This is a genomic window from Bacillus cereus group sp. MYBK222-1 (assembly GCF_051916425.1).
Taxonomy (GTDB): Bacteria; Bacillota; Bacilli; order Bacillales; family Bacillaceae_G; genus Bacillus_A; species Bacillus_A paranthracis.
Map to the genome: position 1 here is coordinate 2,036,183 of NZ_JBQAGP010000001.1, position 18,314 is coordinate 2,054,496.

An 18,314-nucleotide genomic window follows, 5' to 3' on the forward strand; every position below is an offset into this window, starting at 1 on the left:
TCTAGGATACTTTTTATTTCAATACTATGTACTTAATCTTGATTAATCAAAATAACCGCGGGACCAGCGACTACTACTCCAGCTACTTCGATTTTTTCAAATTCCTTTACTGTAATAGATATAACGCCTTCTCTTTCCATCAATTCTTTACTCAGGACATCAGTCGGTATAGCTTTCACCGTCTTACCTCCTTTTCATTTATACAATATGCAAAAAACAACTTAACGCATCTATATATATGCATCACCTCCGCTTTCATTCCTTATTCCCTTCAAAACCCTTCTCTCCCTTCCATAACGTATTGAAAAATAAAAAAAGCACTCGCAATCGCGAATGCTTTTTCATTATTTACTTTCTATTACTTTTAACATTCTATTAATAAATGCTGCCGATTCTCCACGCGTTGCAGAACCTTTCGGCATAAATTCATTATTTTCATTTCCTTTTACAATACCTAATCCATAAACACGTTGTACAGCTTGTTTATCATATGCTAAATCTTGATCTGAAAATGGTAACGAGACTAAGTTACCTTTAATTTTTTTATATTGCAGTGCACGGTCAATCATGATAACAGCTTCATCTCGTTTAATCGTATCGTTTGGAGCAAATATACCATTTCCTCTACCACTTATTATCCCAGCACTTGCTGCACGATTAATACCATCTATTAGCGATGGATGTGCTGTATTTAAGTCATTAAAATTCGATGATCCTTCAGGTAGCTGCAATGATCTTGATATTAAATTTGCAAATTCACCACGTGTCACAAGGCGCTCTGGCCAATAAGAACCTTTTCCATCTCCAACCATAATACCGCGCTTATCTAATTCACGAATGTCTGCTTCATACCAACCACCCGATATATCATCTTTATGGTTCGCATCATAATAAACTTTCGTTCCTTGCAAGAATGGTTCCCACCCATTATTTTTAATCATAATGGCTGGACAAATCTTTCCACTCCAAAATTGATGTTTTTTCACATTTTCTAAAGGAATATTTAATTCTCCCATTAAATAAGCTGCTAGTTTACGAGCATTTTCAACAGCTTTATTATAATCACCATCTTCGTTTACAGCAATTTCAATCGCAATTGATTCTCGATTCCCAGTTCCTTCAGCTCCATCTCCAGCATGCCAAGCATTTTCATTTAGTGGGAGATGCTGATAAATCTCTTTATCATCTACCGTAAAGTGCCACGACGCTGAACGATCTTCCGTTCCCGTTGCTTGGTTATATAAATATATCGCATGGTTTCTAGCATTTGCCCCAACATTATAATTATCGGTCTCATGAATCGTAATATACTTCGGGTTCATCGCATAACCTGGACGAATATTTTCATTTCCTTTTGGTACAATCATTTCTTTTAAAGGTACACCATAAATATCCGTTGTTTTCTCTTCTATTGGCGCAGCATACATAGCTGCTGCACGTTTTGTACGTGTTGGTGCTGCATCTTGTATAAGTGAAGCTTTTGTTCCTTCAAATTTTGCTGAAGGTGAATGAATCCATTTCATCTCATTATTTATTTTTACTTGAAACCATTCTCCCGCCTGTCCAATTGCTTGAATAGTTTGCGGCTCCAGTACATTTTCTTCTTTGTATGAAGTAAATGGTTGAGAGTAAGTAGAGCTTTCTTCATTAATAACTAACTTTTCACTTAATAACGGGTGAATTTCTTTAACCTCTACATTTCCATCACTATTTTGTATCCATCCCGTTCCCGATGAAGTTTGAACATAGTAAGCGTTTCCTTTTCTCTTCTCAGCTTTTACGACTTGATTCGAAATACGAATCCCTGTCTCTTTTTGAAAATTACTAGAATCGTATAAAGGTACTTCTTTCACTATATGTACAAGAAACTCACCTTGCACTTCACTTCTTACTCCTTTATCTTCCCCCCGACCATCTTCATCTTTCATATGGTTTTCAATACTTTTTAAAGCTTGTTCTTCAGATGAAACTGTAACAGTTTTTCCAAGTTCATTAGCATAGGAATAATTTGGAATCGTTACCATACTAAATACAATTGATGCAGCTAAAACATTATGAAATCCTTTTTTCATCATACTACTTAACACGCATATCATTAAATTCGTGTTAAAATTCCCCTCCTCAACCAAAATATAGATTATCTACTAAACTATTAAGCAACATAACCATTTACAATATAACAGACTCATTCCAATTCGTATAGATAGGAATGACTACTATTTGCCTACATTTACTATATTGGAATATAAAAAAGAAGCTATAATATATAGCTTCTCTCTACGGTTCTTTAATCGGTATGCACCTTATATTCCAAAACTTTACCATCTCTATCAAATTGTAAAACAAGATGTTCACTATCTATGGGAATAAAGCCACGTTCAGTTCCAAGATAGTACGAAGTGATAACCCCGTTTTCTTCATTTCTCGTTTCAGTAGGCATTCCTAATAATTGTGTAATTTCTTCATTTGATTTTCCTGTTAATTTATATTTTTGCAATAGATCATCTACCATATGTACCCGTTTATCTTCAGCGTGTAACCACCGATCTTGGTTAAACTTGGAAGTGTACGTATTCATACTTAATTGTGCAGTACATACTACTAACGGAATAAGTGCTACTATTAATACTCCCGACATTTGCTTCTTTTCTTCATTACGATTTTTAGCAACATATAAGATCGACTTTTGAATCATAACTAATAAAACAAATGGCATGACTATTATAAAAATGCTCGTTACACTTAATGACGTATGAGCCATACCAATAATAAACATAAGAGCAAGATACATGAGTATATACAAACAAATATAAACATACAAAATACCCCTTAATATAGCACTCAGAAAGCCCACCTCTTTTTAATTCATTATATAATTCATTCGATTAATGGTTTCTCGAAGTTTTTCTAACTCTTGACCTGTATATATTACTTTCCCCGTTAAGAATTCATTTCTGAAAAACGATACAAGTTGCTCTCTATCTTTTAATCTCGCCGTTTTTTCTTCAGAAAGATCTAACACTTCTTTCCCATTCTCATTATAAAAATATACAATCGGATTTATGTTTTCCTTTACAATATCAACTTGCATTTCTTTCAAACAATTGTATAGAATATGAGATAGTTTCTTCGCTCTATATACTGGGTTCCCTTCATTTTTCACTTGTATCGTTAATGAATCTTCACCTGTAATATATTCAAACGTCTCTTCTTTCTCTATCTCTTGTTGATACTTGCCAATTTCATCAATCATAAATGAATATGTACTAGCATTTTCTTTCGTTAAGCCATGAATTAATTTCCCTGTCCATTCTTTCGTTTCAAGTACATACATACCCGTTTTACTTAAAACAAGATGATGAATTCGAAAATCATTTCTTCCATGCTGATTTCTCATAAAAACATTCGGCATAATATGAAATTCATTATCTAGTATTATGCCTTGCTCTACGAAGCCACGCTTCATATACTGTAATGTTTCGTGTGTACTCACTTCGGCTCCATTTTTCGTATACTCTCGCAAATCTGCAATTAACTTTTGAAACATATGTATTTCGTTACTATGTTTTTCTTGCATTTCACTGCGTTCTTTACTATGTTGCACAGCTAATTGATTTTTCATCATGCGCATATTTTCAAGTTCTCTCGCTGCACTTATTTGTAAATCATTATATTTTTTCTGTTCTATATTTTTTAATGTATTTTGCTGCTCTTTATGTTCTGTAACCGTAGCTGCAATTTCATTTTCGTACGTTTCAATTGCTTGTTTTTTTTCAAATTCCGCTTGCTGACTCTCTGATTCTAACTGTTTATTTTTATAAAACAGCACGAATACTGCAGCTAATAATAATAAAATTACACCTATTAGCACATATTCCATATTTTTTCTCCTTTATTGCATTTTCAATTATTTTTATAAACATCCATTATATTATACTATGCTTTTAATATACACTTTGTAAAAATTACATATTTATAATAAAAGGCATCTCAAGCGAGATACCTTTTACGTTCATTTTATTGTACACTATACTGAATATAACTCGGATCATAGTATATCCATTCGCTTTCACCTAAAGCAAGCCAACTATCTTGTTCGTCCAAAACTTCATATGATTCTCCTCTATTTAGCTGACGGATTACATTTGACTGTAAAGATGGTCCACCCCATAAATTTACATTATCGCCATTAATTACAGTAACACCATAGACTGCAGTAGCACTACTGGGCCGGTAAACATTTCCACCACCATTTGTTCCATTTCCTTGCAAAGCTTCTAATGAAATCGCTGCTGTGACGACGTTTATACTATAGACATAAAGAGCAAACATATTTTATAAACAAAGTAAAAAAGCCTTGTAATTACAAGGCTTTTTGTAAACTTCCTTTATTTTGTAGTAAGTACATATTATAATACAATCCTTGTTCACTCAGTAATTCTTGATGTGTCCCTCTCTCTACTATCTCTCCATCGTGCATAACAAAAATTTGATCTGCATCTTGTATGGTAGATAATCTGTGTGCAATCGCTATCGTAGTCCGTCCTTTTCGCATTTGCTGTAACGCTGTTTGGATTGCATCTTCAGTTTCTGTATCAATATTTGCTGTTGCTTCATCTAATACTAACACTTTCGGATTCGTTGCTATCGTTCTAGCGAAAGCAATTAATTGTCGTTGACCACTAGAAAATGCAGCTCCTCTTTCTACTACTTCCGTTTCATACTGCTCTGGTAATTTTTCAATAAACGTATTCGCTTGCACAAATTGTGCCGCTTCTTTTACTTCTTCATCCGTAATTTCTTCATTATACATACGAATATTTTGCTTTACATTTCCCGCAAATAAAAATGCATCTTGCAATACAAGTCCTATTTTCTTTCTAATTTCTTGTTCTTCAAATTTCTCTAAATCTACACCGTCTATTACAATATTTCCGGAATTAATATTATAGAATCTCAGTAATAAATTCATAATGGTACTTTTCCCGCTACCAGTGTGCCCAACGAAAGCAACCGTTTGCCCTTGTTTCACGTGAAAAGATATATTTTTTAAAACATCACGTTTTCCATCGTACGAAAAAGTAACATTTTTAAATTCAATATCTCCATTAATAACTTGAGGATTTCCATCTCCTTTTTGAACTGGCGCTAAATCTTTCTCATCCATTAAATGAAATACACGTGATGATGAAACCAGTGCCTGTTGGAAAAATGATAATTTCATCATCATCTCATTTACAGGCTGGAAGAAACGATGGATATAGTTAACAAACGCATATAAAACGCCTACTTCAACAGGACTCTTCAAAGCATCAATTCCAAATAAACCAAGTACTAACGCAATAGCTACAATATGAACTAAATCAGTTGCTGGACGTAAAAGCAATGCATCTAACTTTAATGTACGTCGCCCTGCACTATAATGTTTATTATTCACTTCTTCAAATTCTTTTCTCATGCGCTTTTCTTGTCTGAACACTTGAACAATATTCATCCCTTGAATGGACTCGTTTAACTTTGCATTTAACACACTTAATTGATTACGGACTTCTAAATAAAAAGCTGCACTTTTCCGGCGATATAATACCATAATCGCAAACATGATCGGAATTAATACGAGAGAAAATAGCGCTAATTTTACATTTAATAAAAACATCGCTACTAAAATCCCTACTAAAAATACGATATTTTTAACAAATGTTGATAATACACTGACATAAAAGTCTTTAATTGCTTCTGTATCATTCGTTATGCGCGATACAAGCGTACCAATCGGCGTACGATCAAAGAAACTTAATGACAACTTTTGAACATGCTCATATACTTCAACACGCATATCTTGAACAATTTTAAAAGCGATATTTTGAAAATATAACAAGTCTAAATAAGTAAATAATACTTTTAATAAGTGAGCAACAATATACACTACAAATAGAGTAACAAGTGCTGATTGATCAAAGTTACGTGGTACTAAGTGTTCATCAAGGAATTGTTTAATTAAAAAAGGACCCATCATTTCTGTTACAGTTGCACCAACTAGAAATAAAAATGCTAATGCTAACAGTCCTTTATATGGCCTCATATAAGACAGTAATCTTCTTAAATCGCTCTGTTTTTTCTCAGCCATCATACGCCTCCTTTCTCGACTAATGCTTCTAACTGCTGGCTCTCATACATTTCTTTATACCAACCATGTTCTTTCATTAGTTGTTCATGTGTACCTCGTTGTACAATTTTACCTTCATCCACAACAAGAATAAGATTGGCATGCTGAATTGCACTTAAACGATGGGCAGTAATAATTGTCGTTTTCCCTGCTCTCTCCCTCTTTAAAGCATTTAAAATCGTTTCTTCTGTTTTTGCATCTACCGCTGATAAACAATCATCTAAAATTAATATTTCAGCATCCGTTAATAAAGCACGCGCAATAGAAATTCTCTGTTTTTGACCTCCAGATAAAGAAACGCCTCTTTCCCCAACTACTGTTTCATATCCTTCTGAAAATTGAAGGATGTCATTGTGAATACAAGCAATCTCTGCAGCACGGGTAATTTCATTATATGTAGCATCCGCCTTTCCAAAGGCAATATTCTCCCCAATACTCGCTGAAAATAAAAAATGATCTTGCGGCACATATGAAATAGCAGAACGGACACCGTAAAGTGTTACATCGCGAATATCCCGCTCTCCAACTTTTAATTCACCATTAAAATGATCATACTCACGGATTAAACATTTTAATAAAGTCGTTTTCCCTGCACCTGTACGTCCTACAATCCCTAACGTTTCCCCTTTCTTCAAATCAAAATGAATATCTGTTAAATGTAACAGTTCATTTTTCTTATACGAAAACGAATCGACCGCAAATGAAACATCACCGCTCGCTACTGTATGCACAGCATTTTCTCTATTTACTACATCTGATTTTTGTGAGAGAATTTTTTCTACACGGTCATACGAAGCACGCCCACGCTCCATAATATTAAACAGCCATCCAAACGCTAACATCGGCCAAACGAGGGTACCTAAATACGTCGTAAATGTAACGAGATCACCTACTGTTAATTCACCTCTCACAACTAATACTGACCCGTAACATACTGCGATTAAAAATGAAAATCCTACGATAAGAGCGATTGTTGGATCAAATAACGAATCAATACGTGCAACTAACATATTTTTATGTACGACATCTTCTGATTTTTTTCGGAACGCTTGCAAATCTTCTTTTTCTTGTCCAAGCGATCGAATTACCTTCATCCCACTCATACTCTCTTGCACTTTATCATTGATTTCCGAAAACGATTGCTGTGCTTTATGAAACCTTTTATGTAATAAAGTGCCGTAATAATTTGTCGATATTGCTACAATCGGCATTGGAATTAAGCTTAACAATGTTAACTTCCAACTAATTGTAAAACCCATTGCTACGAGTACACATCCTCCAACAGCCAATGAATCAACAAGTGTTAAAACACCCGCCCCAGCAGTTTGCTGAATTGCTTGAATATCGTTGGTCGCGTGCGCCATTAAATCACCTGTGCGATTTGACTGATAGAAAGATGGACTCATCTTTGTAAAATGTTCATACAAATTTTTTCGTAATTGGCGAGCTAATTTTAATGAAGATCCGAAAATCATAATACGCCACACGTAACGTAATATGTACATCGTAATACCTACGAGTACTAAGAGTACAACCCATTTTAGTAACTTATCAGTCGTTAATGTTCCCTCATTAATTTCATCTACAACAATCCCAATCACTTTTGGTGCTACAAGTTCTAAAAGTGCAACGCCAAATAATAAAATAATTCCGGTTATGTACGCTCGTTTTTCTTGTTTAAAAAACCACGCTAAATTCATAAACACTTTCATATTTTTCCCCCTCTCTTAAAATGAGCGATGTTTTCAGTTTACCAAAAATACAGAATTTTTAAAAGTTTTAAACTCTGTCCATATCAAAAAGAAAAGACACTCTTAGCGAGTGTCTTTTAGCGCTTATTTCATTTGTTGCTTATTCATCGCGCTCATCATTTGATTGATTTTCTTTTGGGAAGGTTTTTGTCCCATTTGCATCATCATCATTTTTAACATTTGTTCGTTAATTGGTGGATTTTTTTGTAAGTAATTCATCATGTATTTGCGGGCAATGAAAAATCCTAACGCCACGCCTGCTACTAGTGCTACTACGCCCACTAGAATACCTAACCAAATTGGCATATATTTTCCTCCTTCATGTTGTCTACCTTACAGTGTACTAAAACCTTTTCAATAAGACAAGATACAATTCGACATTTTTACACATATGTTCGTACTTGTTTTAGAGGATTCAGCCATCCGTACTTTGTATTTTCATAATCCATAGCTAAAAATGTTAATTCACACTTCCGAAGCACCTCAAAGAAAGTCGTTTCCATAGAAACATTTCCAGAGGTATTCATGCGAATATAGTGTGGTTTCACCATTATTTCGCCATATTCCGCCCCTGTATAAAGTGTATGTGTATGATGTGTTCGATCATATTTACCAAGAACGCGCAAAGCTTGTTCTAATTTATGATGAATTTTCATTACTTGTAATGGCATCGTTATATACATCATTTGTTTATATAACACTTTTTTCTCCGAAAGGGACCCAGATTCTGAAAATCGAGCAAATAAATCAAAAAACAAATATTCACGACCAAAGTAAGCTTTCGCAATATCCTCTTGAATTAAATACAATTCATACGTTTTCATCTTTCGCCTCCCAATCTGGACAACCTTTTCTCTTCATTATATAGAAGAAATTTTGCAATGATTGTCTGACTGCGGAGAGAGAAAAAACTTTTTCTGTCGAAAAAACTCATTTACATAGAAAAACCTCTCCATGCCGGAGAGATTTTTCTAAAATCATTAAAGCATTTCTTTTACTTTACGAACAACGTTCTCTACAGTAAATCCATACTCTTCCATAATCTTCTCACCAGGAGCAGAAGCACCGAATGTATCGATACCTAACACATCTCCTTCAAGACCTACGTAACGGTGCCATCCGAATGTAGCACCCATTTCGATTGCGAAACGTTTTGTTACTGCTTTTGGTAATACAGATTCTTTGTACTCAGCAGTTTGAGCTTCAAAGCGATCCATAGATGGCATGCTGACAACAGATGCGTCAACACCGTCTACTGCTAATGCTTTTTGAGCTTCAACAGCTAGACTTACTTCTGATCCAGTTGCAAGTAAGATTACATCAGTTGTTTCTTTCTTGCTTGCAGAAACTACATATGCACCTTTTGCTACTTTTTCATACGTATCGTCTTTTGCACCTTCTAATGTTGGAAGATCTTGACGAGTTAATACTAAAGCAGTTGGTTTGTTTGTAGATTCAAGAGCTAGTCTCCAAGCTGCAACAGATTCGTTACCATCAGCTGGACGGATAACAGATACATTTGGCATCGCACGTAGCGCTGCTAATTGCTCGATTGGTTCATGTGTTGGACCATCTTCACCAACAGCGATACTGTCGTGTGTGAATACATATGTTACCGGCAATTGCATTAATGCTGCAAGACGAATTGCTGGACGTAAGTAGTCAGAGAATACGAAGAACGTACCACCGTAAGTTTTTAAACCACCATGTAGTGCAATACCGTTCATTGCTGCACCCATTGCGAACTCACGTACACCGTACCAAATGTTCTTACCGCTGTAATCATCTCTTGTAAAGTCTTTTTCGTTATTCATGTATGTTTTGTTAGAACCAGCAAGGTCAGCTGATCCACCGAAAAATGATGGTACAGATTCTGCAATTGCATTAATTACAGCACCAGAAGAATTACGAGTTGCTGCTTTTGATCCTAATTCATAAGTTGGTAAGTTTTGCTCCCAACCTTCTGGAAGTTGACCGTTCATTGCTGCTTGCAGTTCGTTTGCTAATTCTGGGTATGCTTGTGCATATTCACCTAGCATCGTGTTCCACTCAGCTTGCGCAGTTTCACCAACATCTTGTACTGTTTTACGGAAGTTGTCATATACTTCTTCTGCTACATGGAAGTCTTGCTCAGCAGTCCAAGCGTATGCTTCTTTCGTTAACTTTGTTTCTTCTACACCAAGTGGAGAACCATGTGAAGCTGATTTTCCTGATTTGTTTGGAGAACCGAAACCAATTGTCGTTCTTACTTCAATTAGCGTTGGGTGTTTTTCGTCAGCTTTCGCTTCTTCGATTGCTTTCGCGATAGCTTCAATATCGTTTCCATCCTCAACACGGATTACTTGCCATCCGTATGCTTTGTAACGATCTTCTACACTTTCAGAGAATGAACGATTTAAATCGCCATCTAATGAAATATCGTTTGAATCGTAAAGCACAACAAGACGACCTAATTGTAAATGAGCAGCTAATGAAGATGCTTCAGCAGAAACGCCTTCCATTAAATCTCCATCACCACAAATAGCGTATGTATAATGATCTACTACATTATACGCATCACGGTTATATTTAGCAGCTAAATGTCTTTCTGCCATTGCCATACCTACAGCAGTTGCAATACCTTGTCCAAGTGGACCAGTCGTTGCATCTACACCAGCTGTATGACCGTACTCAGGATGTCCTGGAGTTTTGCTTCCCCATTGACGGAAGTTCTTTAAGTCATCCATTGTTACATCATAACCAGATAGGTGAAGTAGGCTGTATAATAACATTGAACCATGACCTGCAGATAATACGAAACGATCACGGTTAAACCACGTTGGGTTATTTGGATTGTGTTTCATAAATTGAGTCCATAATGTATAAGCCATTGGTGCTGCACCCATTGGCATTCCTGGGTGACCAGAGTTTGCTTTTTCAATCGCATCGATGGATAATGTGCGAATCGTGTTGATAGAAAGTTGTTCGATTGAATGTGACATGCTATTCTTCCCTTCGCTTATATTAGTAAACGTTTTATACATTTATATGATAGCTTCCCACGCAAGATTATACAACATGTATCGACAAATATGTTGATGTTTTTTTGATTTTTTATAAAAAAATCAATGTTTTCGGGAATGTATGGGTATTCAATATGACATACTTTTTCATTATTTTTATTTTGGAAAGAAAGGGAATTATCTGTATATTTATACAGATATACAAAATTCTTCAATACTAACTTTTTTTAACCCACTTGTGAACTACCCCCACTTAACATGATTATTATCTACTTTCATTGTTATACCAAACTTTACCTCTTATAAGACTGATTATATCAGGGGTCAAATAAATAGGAAAACCAAATGTTTGGCTACGCCAAACCGAAATTCGTCTTTCACACGCCCCAGGAAGGAGATTTCTTTCGGATAATGCGTTAAAAATACAAAAAAGCATCTAAATTCGATGCTTTTCAAATCAGTTAAACAATCCGTTTCCGAATCGAACTTGAAATAAAATCAATGATAATGACCATTAAAATGATGCCCAATAAAATAATTCCCACACGAGACCAATTACGTGAACTCAGTGCAAAAATTAGGGGCGTACCAATACCACCTGCTCCAATAACACCTAAAATGGCAGCGGATCGTACATTAATTTCGAACCTGTATAATGTATACGATAGAAAATCTGGTAATACTTGTGGCAATACTGCATACCAAAGTATTTGGAACCGGTTTGCGCCTGTAGCTATTAACGCCTCTGTCGGCCCCTTATCTATATTTTCAATTCCTTCTGAATATAATTTCCCTAACATTCCAATAGAGTGTAATCCTAAAGCTAGGACGCCGGCAAAAGAGCCTGGTCCAACAGCCTTTATAAATAAAAGGGCCATAACTAATTCAGGAAATGTACGAACAAAACTAAGTACAAATTTCCCAGTTCCTGAAGTTAGTTTTCCACTGCTCATATTCGTCGCCGCCCAAAAAGCAAATGGAACAGATAAAAAGGCAGAAATAAATGTACCTAATATTGCTATTGCCAACGTATCAATTAAACCATGTAATAAATCTTCACCATCTGGCAAAGATACGTACGCCCAATCTGGATTCAATACACCTGTCATAATTGCTTTTGTAATTTCTCCTGCCGTATCCTTAATTCCTTCTAGCGGTACTCCTGAAAAAGCCCATACGTAAACAAATATAAGTGCTATAAAAATAAACAAGCGATACACACTCGGTTTCTTCGGTTTTGGTACGATTATCGTCGTTTTACTCATTATAATTTCTCCCGCAACAATGTACTTACATGATCAATTAACAATACAACAACAAGGGTATAGATAATAATAGATGCAGTTTGCTGATATTGTAAAAATCCAAGTGTACGATCATAGTATAATCCAATACCACCTGCTCCTACTAAACCTAAAACAGCTGCTGCACGTACGTTCACCTCAAATGTATACAGAACATAAGAGACAAAATGCGCTTTCACTTGCGGAATTACTCCATAAACAATCCATTGCACTTTATTTGCTCCTACTGCTGTCATCGCCTCTAAAGGACCTGGATCAATTGATTCAATTGACTCATACAACAATTTCGCCACGAGCCCAATCGAGAAAAAAGTAAGAGCCAGAATACCTGGAAGTGGCCCGATTCCAAAAATCGCTACGAAAATTGCCGCTAATAATAAATCTGGTATCGTTCGGATAAAATTTAAAATCAATCGAGCTGGACTGTACAAAAATGCACTAGTAAACACATTGCTTGCCGCAAATAGTGCCAGCGGAATAGCTAAAATCGCACCTAAAGTCGTCCCGATAATCGCCATACGTATTGTATCTAACATCGCTGTTGTAATAACTTGAAAATAACTCCAATCTGGCGGCACCATCTCTTTTAACAAATCCATCATATTAGGAAAACCAACTACTAGTTTTGACAATGATGCATCGACCTGTACACTACTTCCCCACAACAGTAAAATGACTAGAACAGCCGTTAACATATGTTTCAACTTACTCGGTGGCTTCGGTATCGATTTCGAATATATCGTCACGTCATTCATTTAACTGCCACCTCTAACAATTCACTTTTCTGTACTACGTCACCATAAATTTCAGCAAACTTTTCATCCGTTGCCTCTTCTACTAAGCCATCAAAAACAATTTCTCCTGCATGTAATCCAATAATGCGCGTCGCATATTGCCTAGCTAAATCAATAGAATGTAAGTTTACAATTGTTGTAATTCCAAAATCTTCATTAATTTTCTTCAAATCATCTAATACTTGCTTTGTTGTTAGCGGATCTAACGATGCAACAGGTTCATCTGCCAATATGATTTTTGCTTCTTGCGCCAACGCTCTAGCAATCGATACACGTTGCTGTTGTCCTCCTGATAATTCATCAGCACGCGCATATGCTTTTTCTAAAATATTTACTCTTTTTAACGATTGAAAAGCAAGCTCCAAATCTTCTTTCGGAAATAGACCTAACGTTGTACGCAACGTCGAATGATACCCAACACGGCCAGCTAATACGTTCTTTAATACTGTTGATCGCTTTACAAGGTTAAAACTTTGAAAAATCATACCAATATCCCGGCGCATGCGGCGTAATCCTTTTCCTTTCGCAGCCGTAATAGACTCACCTTCAATCATGATTTCTCCTTCTGTAATCTCATGAAGACGATTTACCGATCTTAGAAGTGTAGACTTTCCAGCTCCGGAAAGCCCTACCATTACAACAAACTCACCTTTTTGAATTTTCAAGTTTATATTATTCAATCCTTTTGTACCATTTGGATACACTTTGGAAACATTTCGAAACTCTATCACACATCTTACCTACCTTCTATGTATTCAAAACGGCAAACTAACTGAAAACATACCTTTCCAGCTAGTTGCCATTTCCATATGTATTATTGCGTTTTTACTTTCTTTCCATATTCACGAACGATATCAAATTTACTATCATCAGATTTAACATATCCTTCATGTGAATATACTTCTTTAATGATTTTGTGACCTTCCTCATTCTTTCCAATTTCAATGAAAGCATCCTGTAATTTCTTGCTCCACTCTTCATCTAAATCAGAACGTACCGAAATCGTATCGTTTGGAATTTTCTCCGTAAATTTCACTATTTTCGTTTGATCGAATATATTCGGATAATCTTTTTTTACAATATTACGAGCATCTTGGAATACAACAGCTGCATCTACGTCACCATTTAAAAGAGCAATAAGCGACTGATCGTGACCTTTTAATGTAACAGGTTTCACATCTTTTAACGGATCAACGCCCTCTTTTAATAGTACAGCCGCAGGCCACACATATCCCGCTGATGACGTTACATCTTGATAGCCAATTTTTTTACCTTTTAAATCTTTTACACTATTAATATTTGAATCTTTCTTAACAACAAACTCAGATTTATAAAAGTCTACTAAGTCCTTTGTAGGAGCTCCCGTTTCATCATCTACGCCAAAACGTTGCGCTTGTAAAATTACGTTTGCTGCCTTTTTCTCATGTGCTAACACATACGCTGTTGGGGGTAAAAATCCCACATCTACTTGCTTAGATGCCATCGCTTCTACAATTGTATTATAATTCGTTGAAATACTAACTTTTACTGGAATATTTAACTTATCACTTAATAGCTTCTCAAGTGGTTTTGCCTTCGCCTCTAACGTATCTGCATTTTGAGAAGGAACAAATTGAACATTTAAAGTCTTCGGTACATACCCTTTTTTCGTATCTTCATTTTTACTTGCGCTTGATTCCTTCGTTCCACAGCCACTTAACAAACCCGCTGCTAATACAACTGTTGTGCTCATTGCAAAAACTTTTTTCAACATGTTAATGCCTCCATTTTTCATTGTTATAAAATAACCTTTCATAAACATGAAGAAATATATCACACATTTTTACAAATAATTGATTATTTACAGAATCTTTACACATTCTATACACTCACATTAAAATTCTCTCCATATATTTGATATGCTTAATCAGTAGATAATAATAGAAAAGGTGAATGATATTGAATCAAAATCAAATTGTAACTTTAAACATCCTATTAACAAGTGATATACATGGTACTGTTTATCCAATTCACTACCAAGATAACTCTCCAGCAGAAATTGGTTTAGCTAAGATTTCTACTCTTATAAAAAAAGAACGGTCCCAAAATAAAAACGTTCTTTTAATTGATAACGGTGACTTCATACAAGGAACACCATTTACTTACCATTACGCTACATATGAAAAAGATAAGAAAAACCCAATGTCATTAATAGCAAACTATTTACGTTATGACGCTGCAGTGATTGGGAATCATGAATTTAATTATGGAATGGATGTATTAAACAATGCTATTTCTACTGCAAACTCCCCATATTTATCAGCAAATATTTTAGACAAAAGCAGTAAAAAACCTTATTTCGGGAAACCATATATAATAAAACATATTGAAGCAAATATAAAAATTGCTATTTTAGGGGTGACAACGCATTATATTCCAAATTGGGAACAACCCCATCACATTAAAGACTTGCAATTTGAAGATGCGTTAGAAACAACAAAAAATTGGGTTTCTTACATTCACGAACATGAGAAACCAGATTTACTAGTCGTAGCGTATCATGGGGGATTTGAACGCGATTTACAAACTGGAGAACCGACTGAAGTTTTAACAGGCGAAAACCAAGGGTATGCTATGTGTCATGAAATTGAGGGCATAGATATTTTATTAACAGGCCATCAGCACCGAGAAATGGCTCAAACAGTGGGTAATGATGTAACAATTTTACAGACTGGATGTAACGGACATTCAGTTGGAAAAGTAACTGTAACATTTGAAAAAATGAAACAAGAGTGGGTAAAAAAAGAGAGTTATTCCGAACTATTGACTGTGCAAGAAATCGAGGCAGATCCAGATGTTCTTTACTTGGTAACTGATTATGAAGAGAAAACACAAAAATGGCTTGATCAACCTATTGGAACCATCCACGGTGACATGCAAATTTCAGATGCTATGCAAACTCGTTTGCAAGACCATCCTTTTATTGAATTCATAAATAAAATACAGATGGATATGGCTAATGTTTCTATTTCTTGTACAAGCTTATTCCATAATACATCTCCGGGTTTCCCGACATATGTAACAATGCGTGACATCGTTTCTAATTATATTTATCCAAATACATTAAAAGTAATTAGAATAACTGGAGCTGATATAAAAGATGCTCTCGAACTCTCTGCTTCTTATTTCACATTAAAAGAAGATGGAACCATCATCGTAAACCCTAGCTACATAGAACCAAAACCGCAACACTATAATTACGATATGTGGGAAGGAATTTCGTACGTATTAAACATTTCCAAACCAATTGGCGACAGAGTAGAATCTTTACAGCATAAAGGCACTCCTCTTAATATGAGTGAAGAATATGATGTCGTTATGAATAATTATCGCGCGAGCGGCGGAGGGAACTTCTTTATGTTTCAAAATAAGCCCGTAATAAAAGATATACCAACAGATATGTCTGAACTTATCGCTAACTATATATTGAAGCATAAAAAGATAGAAGCAACAGTTAATAACAACTGGAAAGTTATTAAATAAATAAAAAAAGATGGGCTTCGCCCATCTTTTAGTTTAATTTTGCATTATCTTGCTTTTTTAAAGCTTTTAATTTCGCCGGTGTAACATCAGTACCTTGTTCGTTAACGACTTTAATTCCTTTTAGTTCGTTTAACATATTTTGACGAAATCCTTTTAAATATTGTTCACGTAGCGATTGACGCTCACGTTGTTCTTCTTCAGTTAAACCTTCAGCTTTTGCTTTTTTCGCTAAGAAGTTAATGCGTTCAACGAGTTCGTGACTAAGCATCTCGAATCCCCCTTCTACTCAAAACTGATTATTATCATACAATAGTTACTCTTCTTTATCAAGCAATTGCTTTGTATACTCTACATATCTACGATGTACCGTCGCTTTTGAAACATTATGACCAAAGCCACGTAGTGTTGCTGCAATTTCTTCGAAAGTAAGTTCACTCTTACGTAAACGTACAATTTCCTCAATTGGCACTTCTTTCTTCTCTCGTCCTACACTTAAATGACGATTCTTTAAATTATTTTCTGGACGATAGCCTTTTTCTACTGCTCGTTGCATACCACGTTTAATTTTTAAATTATGAATCTTTCTTTGATACTCTTCAACAATACCAATAATATCTAATACCATTGAATCAGAATCCGACAATTGCAATTCACCATTATGTGTATGCGTATATACTTTTATTCCTTCTTTATGTAAACAGTGCATTAACGCAATCTTTGCATTCCCCCTACCAAGGCGCGTTTCATCTTGTATAAGTAGCACATCAATTTGTTCGTCTCGAATTGTATCTAGCACTTCTAATATGCCATCACGTTCAATTGTATAGCCACTAGCCTGCTCTTCAATCACCTTAGTAACATTCATTTGATAGCGCTCCGCTAAATGCAATAATTCATCTTTTTGACGTAATAATGATGTTTCTTGCGCTTCTTTTGTTGTACTCACACGCGCATAAATAATTGCATTCATTATGAACCCCTCTTTCTCACTATAATTTCCCTTTAGTGTAACATAAATTCGCCTTTTGTTCGAACTTATGTTTGTAGAATGTTTTTTCACATGTTATACTTATTAATAAGAAAAATGAAAGAAAACGAGGTGTTAGAAAACATGGAAAAGTTAACGAAACGCCAGCAAGACATTCTCGACTTTATTAAGCTAAAAGTACAAGAAAAAGGATATCCACCTTCCGTACGTGAAATTGGCCAAGCAGTCGGCCTCGCTTCTAGTTCTACAGTGCACGGACATTTATCAAGATTAGAAGAAAAAGGATACATTCGACGCGATCCAACAAAACCACGCGCAATTGAAATTTTAGGTGAAGACCGAATGGATACAGAAACACAATCTGTTATTCAAGTTCCAATTGTCGGGAAAGTTACTGCTGGATTACCAATTACAGCAGTCGAAAGCGTTGAGGAACACTTCCCTCTTCCAGCTAGCATTGTCGCAGGAGCAGATCAAGTGTTTATGTTACGTATTTCTGGAGATAGTATGATTGAAGCTGGTATTTTCGATGGAGATTTAGTTGTTGTTCGCCAACAACAGTCTGCATATAATGGTGAAATTGTAGTCGCTTTAACAGAAGATAATGAAGCAACTGTTAAACGTTTCTATAAAGAAAAAGACCATTTCCGTCTACAACCGGAAAACTCTTCATTAGAACCTATTATTTTAAAGCAAGTGTCAGTTATCGGTAAAGTAATTGGCGTATATCGTGATTTACATTAAGAATAAAAAAGAAGATAATTACCTTATTTATATAAGGTAATTA

17 protein-coding genes and 1 pseudogene are annotated in these 18,314 nt (G+C 35.4%); 2 read left to right on the top strand and 16 right to left on the bottom strand.

What is annotated here, in order from left to right:
• Positions 1-32: 32 nt before the first annotated feature.
• The 14 genes and pseudogenes from ACTFR9_RS10460 to ACTFR9_RS10525 all read right to left on the bottom strand — a co-directional run bounded on the left by ACTFR9_RS10460 (position 33) and on the right by ACTFR9_RS10525 (position 14,770).
• Entirely contained in the window at positions 33-179 is a 147-nt protein-coding gene (locus ACTFR9_RS10460; RefSeq protein ID WP_000644411.1) for a BC1881 family protein, read from the bottom strand.
• Between the two features lie 165 nt (positions 180-344).
• Positions 345-2,072, bottom strand: a complete 1,728-nt coding sequence (locus ACTFR9_RS10465) for an S-layer homology domain-containing protein (RefSeq protein WP_002170177.1) — start codon at positions 2,070-2,072, stop codon at positions 345-347.
• Positions 2,073-2,287: 215 nt separating this feature from the next.
• Positions 2,288-2,854, bottom strand: coding sequence for a hypothetical protein (locus ACTFR9_RS10470; protein ID WP_014297940.1), 567 nt, complete (start codon positions 2,852-2,854; stop codon positions 2,288-2,290).
• A 6-nt stretch (positions 2,855-2,860) separates the two neighbouring features.
• Entirely contained in the window at positions 2,861-3,880 is a 1,020-nt protein-coding gene (locus ACTFR9_RS10475; RefSeq protein WP_073541923.1) for a nuclease-related domain-containing protein, read from the bottom strand.
• Positions 3,881-4,029: 149 nt separating this feature from the next.
• Positions 4,030-4,299: pseudogene (locus tag ACTFR9_RS10480) on the bottom strand (SH3 domain-containing protein); the annotation flags it as partial.
• A 64-nt stretch (positions 4,300-4,363) separates the two neighbouring features.
• Positions 4,364-6,127, bottom strand: a complete 1,764-nt coding sequence (locus ACTFR9_RS10485; protein ID WP_000818388.1) for an ABC transporter ATP-binding protein — start codon at positions 6,125-6,127, stop codon at positions 4,364-4,366.
• Entirely contained in the window at positions 6,127-7,878 is a 1,752-nt protein-coding gene (locus tag ACTFR9_RS10490; RefSeq protein ID WP_061131640.1) for an ABC transporter transmembrane domain-containing protein, read from the bottom strand. Before ACTFR9_RS10490 ends, ACTFR9_RS10485 begins: the two co-directional genes overlap by 1 nt.
• Before the next feature lie 123 nt (positions 7,879-8,001).
• Entirely contained in the window at positions 8,002-8,223 is a 222-nt protein-coding gene (locus ACTFR9_RS10495) for a YneF family protein (RefSeq protein WP_001123317.1), read from the bottom strand.
• Positions 8,224-8,300: 77 nt separating this feature from the next.
• The gene (gene sirA, locus ACTFR9_RS10500) at positions 8,301-8,741 is read right to left on the bottom strand and encodes a sporulation inhibitor of replication protein SirA (RefSeq protein WP_000860645.1); all 441 of its coding nucleotides are present in this window, start codon (positions 8,739-8,741) and stop codon (positions 8,301-8,303) included.
• Positions 8,742-8,897: 156 nt separating this feature from the next.
• On the bottom strand, positions 8,898-10,898 hold the full coding sequence (gene tkt, locus ACTFR9_RS10505; protein WP_229136647.1) for a transketolase: 2,001 nt from the start codon (positions 10,896-10,898) through the stop codon (positions 8,898-8,900).
• A 482-nt stretch (positions 10,899-11,380) separates the two neighbouring features.
• Positions 11,381-12,184: a phosphonate ABC transporter, permease protein PhnE gene (phnE, locus tag ACTFR9_RS10510; RefSeq protein WP_000047888.1), complete on the bottom strand. Its 804-nt coding sequence runs from the start codon at positions 12,182-12,184 to the stop codon at positions 11,381-11,383.
• Positions 12,184-12,978, bottom strand: coding sequence for a phosphonate ABC transporter, permease protein PhnE (gene phnE / locus ACTFR9_RS10515; protein WP_001000755.1), 795 nt, complete (start codon positions 12,976-12,978; stop codon positions 12,184-12,186). Before phnE (ACTFR9_RS10515) ends, phnE (ACTFR9_RS10510) begins: the two co-directional genes overlap by 1 nt.
• Positions 12,975-13,748: a phosphonate ABC transporter ATP-binding protein gene (gene phnC, locus ACTFR9_RS10520; protein ID WP_000569254.1), complete on the bottom strand. Its 774-nt coding sequence runs from the start codon at positions 13,746-13,748 to the stop codon at positions 12,975-12,977. The genes phnE (ACTFR9_RS10515) and phnC overlap by 4 nt, the downstream gene beginning before the upstream one ends.
• 83 nt (positions 13,749-13,831) lie before the next feature.
• The gene (locus tag ACTFR9_RS10525) at positions 13,832-14,770 is read right to left on the bottom strand and encodes a phosphate/phosphite/phosphonate ABC transporter substrate-binding protein (protein WP_000915052.1); all 939 of its coding nucleotides are present in this window, start codon (positions 14,768-14,770) and stop codon (positions 13,832-13,834) included.
• A gap of 185 nt (positions 14,771-14,955) precedes the next feature.
• Here ACTFR9_RS10525 and ACTFR9_RS10530 point away from each other — a divergent pair, with 185 nt between their 5' ends.
• Positions 14,956-16,539, top strand: coding sequence for a bifunctional metallophosphatase/5'-nucleotidase (locus ACTFR9_RS10530; RefSeq protein WP_001075245.1), 1,584 nt, complete (start codon positions 14,956-14,958; stop codon positions 16,537-16,539).
• 28 nt (positions 16,540-16,567) lie between these two features.
• Here the strand turns inward: ACTFR9_RS10530 and ACTFR9_RS10535 are convergent, their stop codons facing one another.
• Positions 16,568-16,807 carry a DUF896 domain-containing protein gene (locus tag ACTFR9_RS10535; protein ID WP_000948565.1) on the bottom strand — a complete coding sequence of 80 codons (240 nt, stop codon included), beginning with the start codon at positions 16,805-16,807 and terminating at the stop codon, positions 16,568-16,570.
• A gap of 45 nt (positions 16,808-16,852) precedes the next feature.
• Entirely contained in the window at positions 16,853-17,509 is a 657-nt protein-coding gene (locus ACTFR9_RS10540; RefSeq protein WP_000991471.1) for a YneB family resolvase-like protein, read from the bottom strand.
• Positions 17,510-17,650: 141 nt separating this feature from the next.
• On the opposite strand from ACTFR9_RS10540, the gene lexA reads away from it, so the two are divergent.
• Positions 17,651-18,271: a transcriptional repressor LexA gene (gene lexA / locus ACTFR9_RS10545; protein WP_000413738.1), complete on the top strand. Its 621-nt coding sequence runs from the start codon at positions 17,651-17,653 to the stop codon at positions 18,269-18,271.
• Positions 18,272-18,314 lie beyond the last annotated feature (43 nt).

Excerpts from the sequence above, each read along its gene's own strand:
- ACTFR9_RS10465 (WP_002170177.1), bottom strand. The coding sequence starts at position 2,072 with ATGAAAAAAGGATTTCATAATGTTTTAGCTGCATCAATTGTATTTAGT.
- ACTFR9_RS10475 (WP_073541923.1), bottom strand. The coding sequence starts at position 3,880 with ATGGAATATGTGCTAATAGGTGTAATTTTATTATTATTAGCTGCAGTA.
- ACTFR9_RS10485 (WP_000818388.1), bottom strand. The coding sequence starts at position 6,127 with ATGGCTGAGAAAAAACAGAGCGATTTAAGAAGATTACTGTCTTATATG.
- ACTFR9_RS10490 (WP_061131640.1), bottom strand. The coding sequence starts at position 7,878 with ATGAAAGTGTTTATGAATTTAGCGTGGTTTTTTAAACAAGAAAAACGA.
- ACTFR9_RS10495 (WP_001123317.1), bottom strand. The coding sequence starts at position 8,223 with ATGCCAATTTGGTTAGGTATTCTAGTGGGCGTAGTAGCACTAGTAGCA.
- sirA (WP_000860645.1), bottom strand. The coding sequence starts at position 8,741 with ATGAAAACGTATGAATTGTATTTAATTCAAGAGGATATTGCGAAAGCT.
- tkt (WP_229136647.1), bottom strand. The coding sequence starts at position 10,898 with ATGTCACATTCAATCGAACAACTTTCTATCAACACGATTCGCACATTA.
- phnE (WP_000047888.1), bottom strand. The coding sequence starts at position 12,184 with ATGAGTAAAACGACGATAATCGTACCAAAACCGAAGAAACCGAGTGTG.
- phnE (WP_001000755.1), bottom strand. The coding sequence starts at position 12,978 with ATGAATGACGTGACGATATATTCGAAATCGATACCGAAGCCACCGAGT.
- ACTFR9_RS10525 (WP_000915052.1), bottom strand. The coding sequence starts at position 14,770 with ATGTTGAAAAAAGTTTTTGCAATGAGCACAACAGTTGTATTAGCAGCG.
- ACTFR9_RS10535 (WP_000948565.1), bottom strand. The coding sequence starts at position 16,807 with ATGCTTAGTCACGAACTCGTTGAACGCATTAACTTCTTAGCGAAAAAA.
- ACTFR9_RS10540 (WP_000991471.1), bottom strand. The coding sequence starts at position 17,509 with ATGAATGCAATTATTTATGCGCGTGTGAGTACAACAAAAGAAGCGCAA.
- lexA (WP_000413738.1), top strand. The coding sequence starts at position 17,651 with ATGGAAAAGTTAACGAAACGCCAGCAAGACATTCTCGACTTTATTAAG.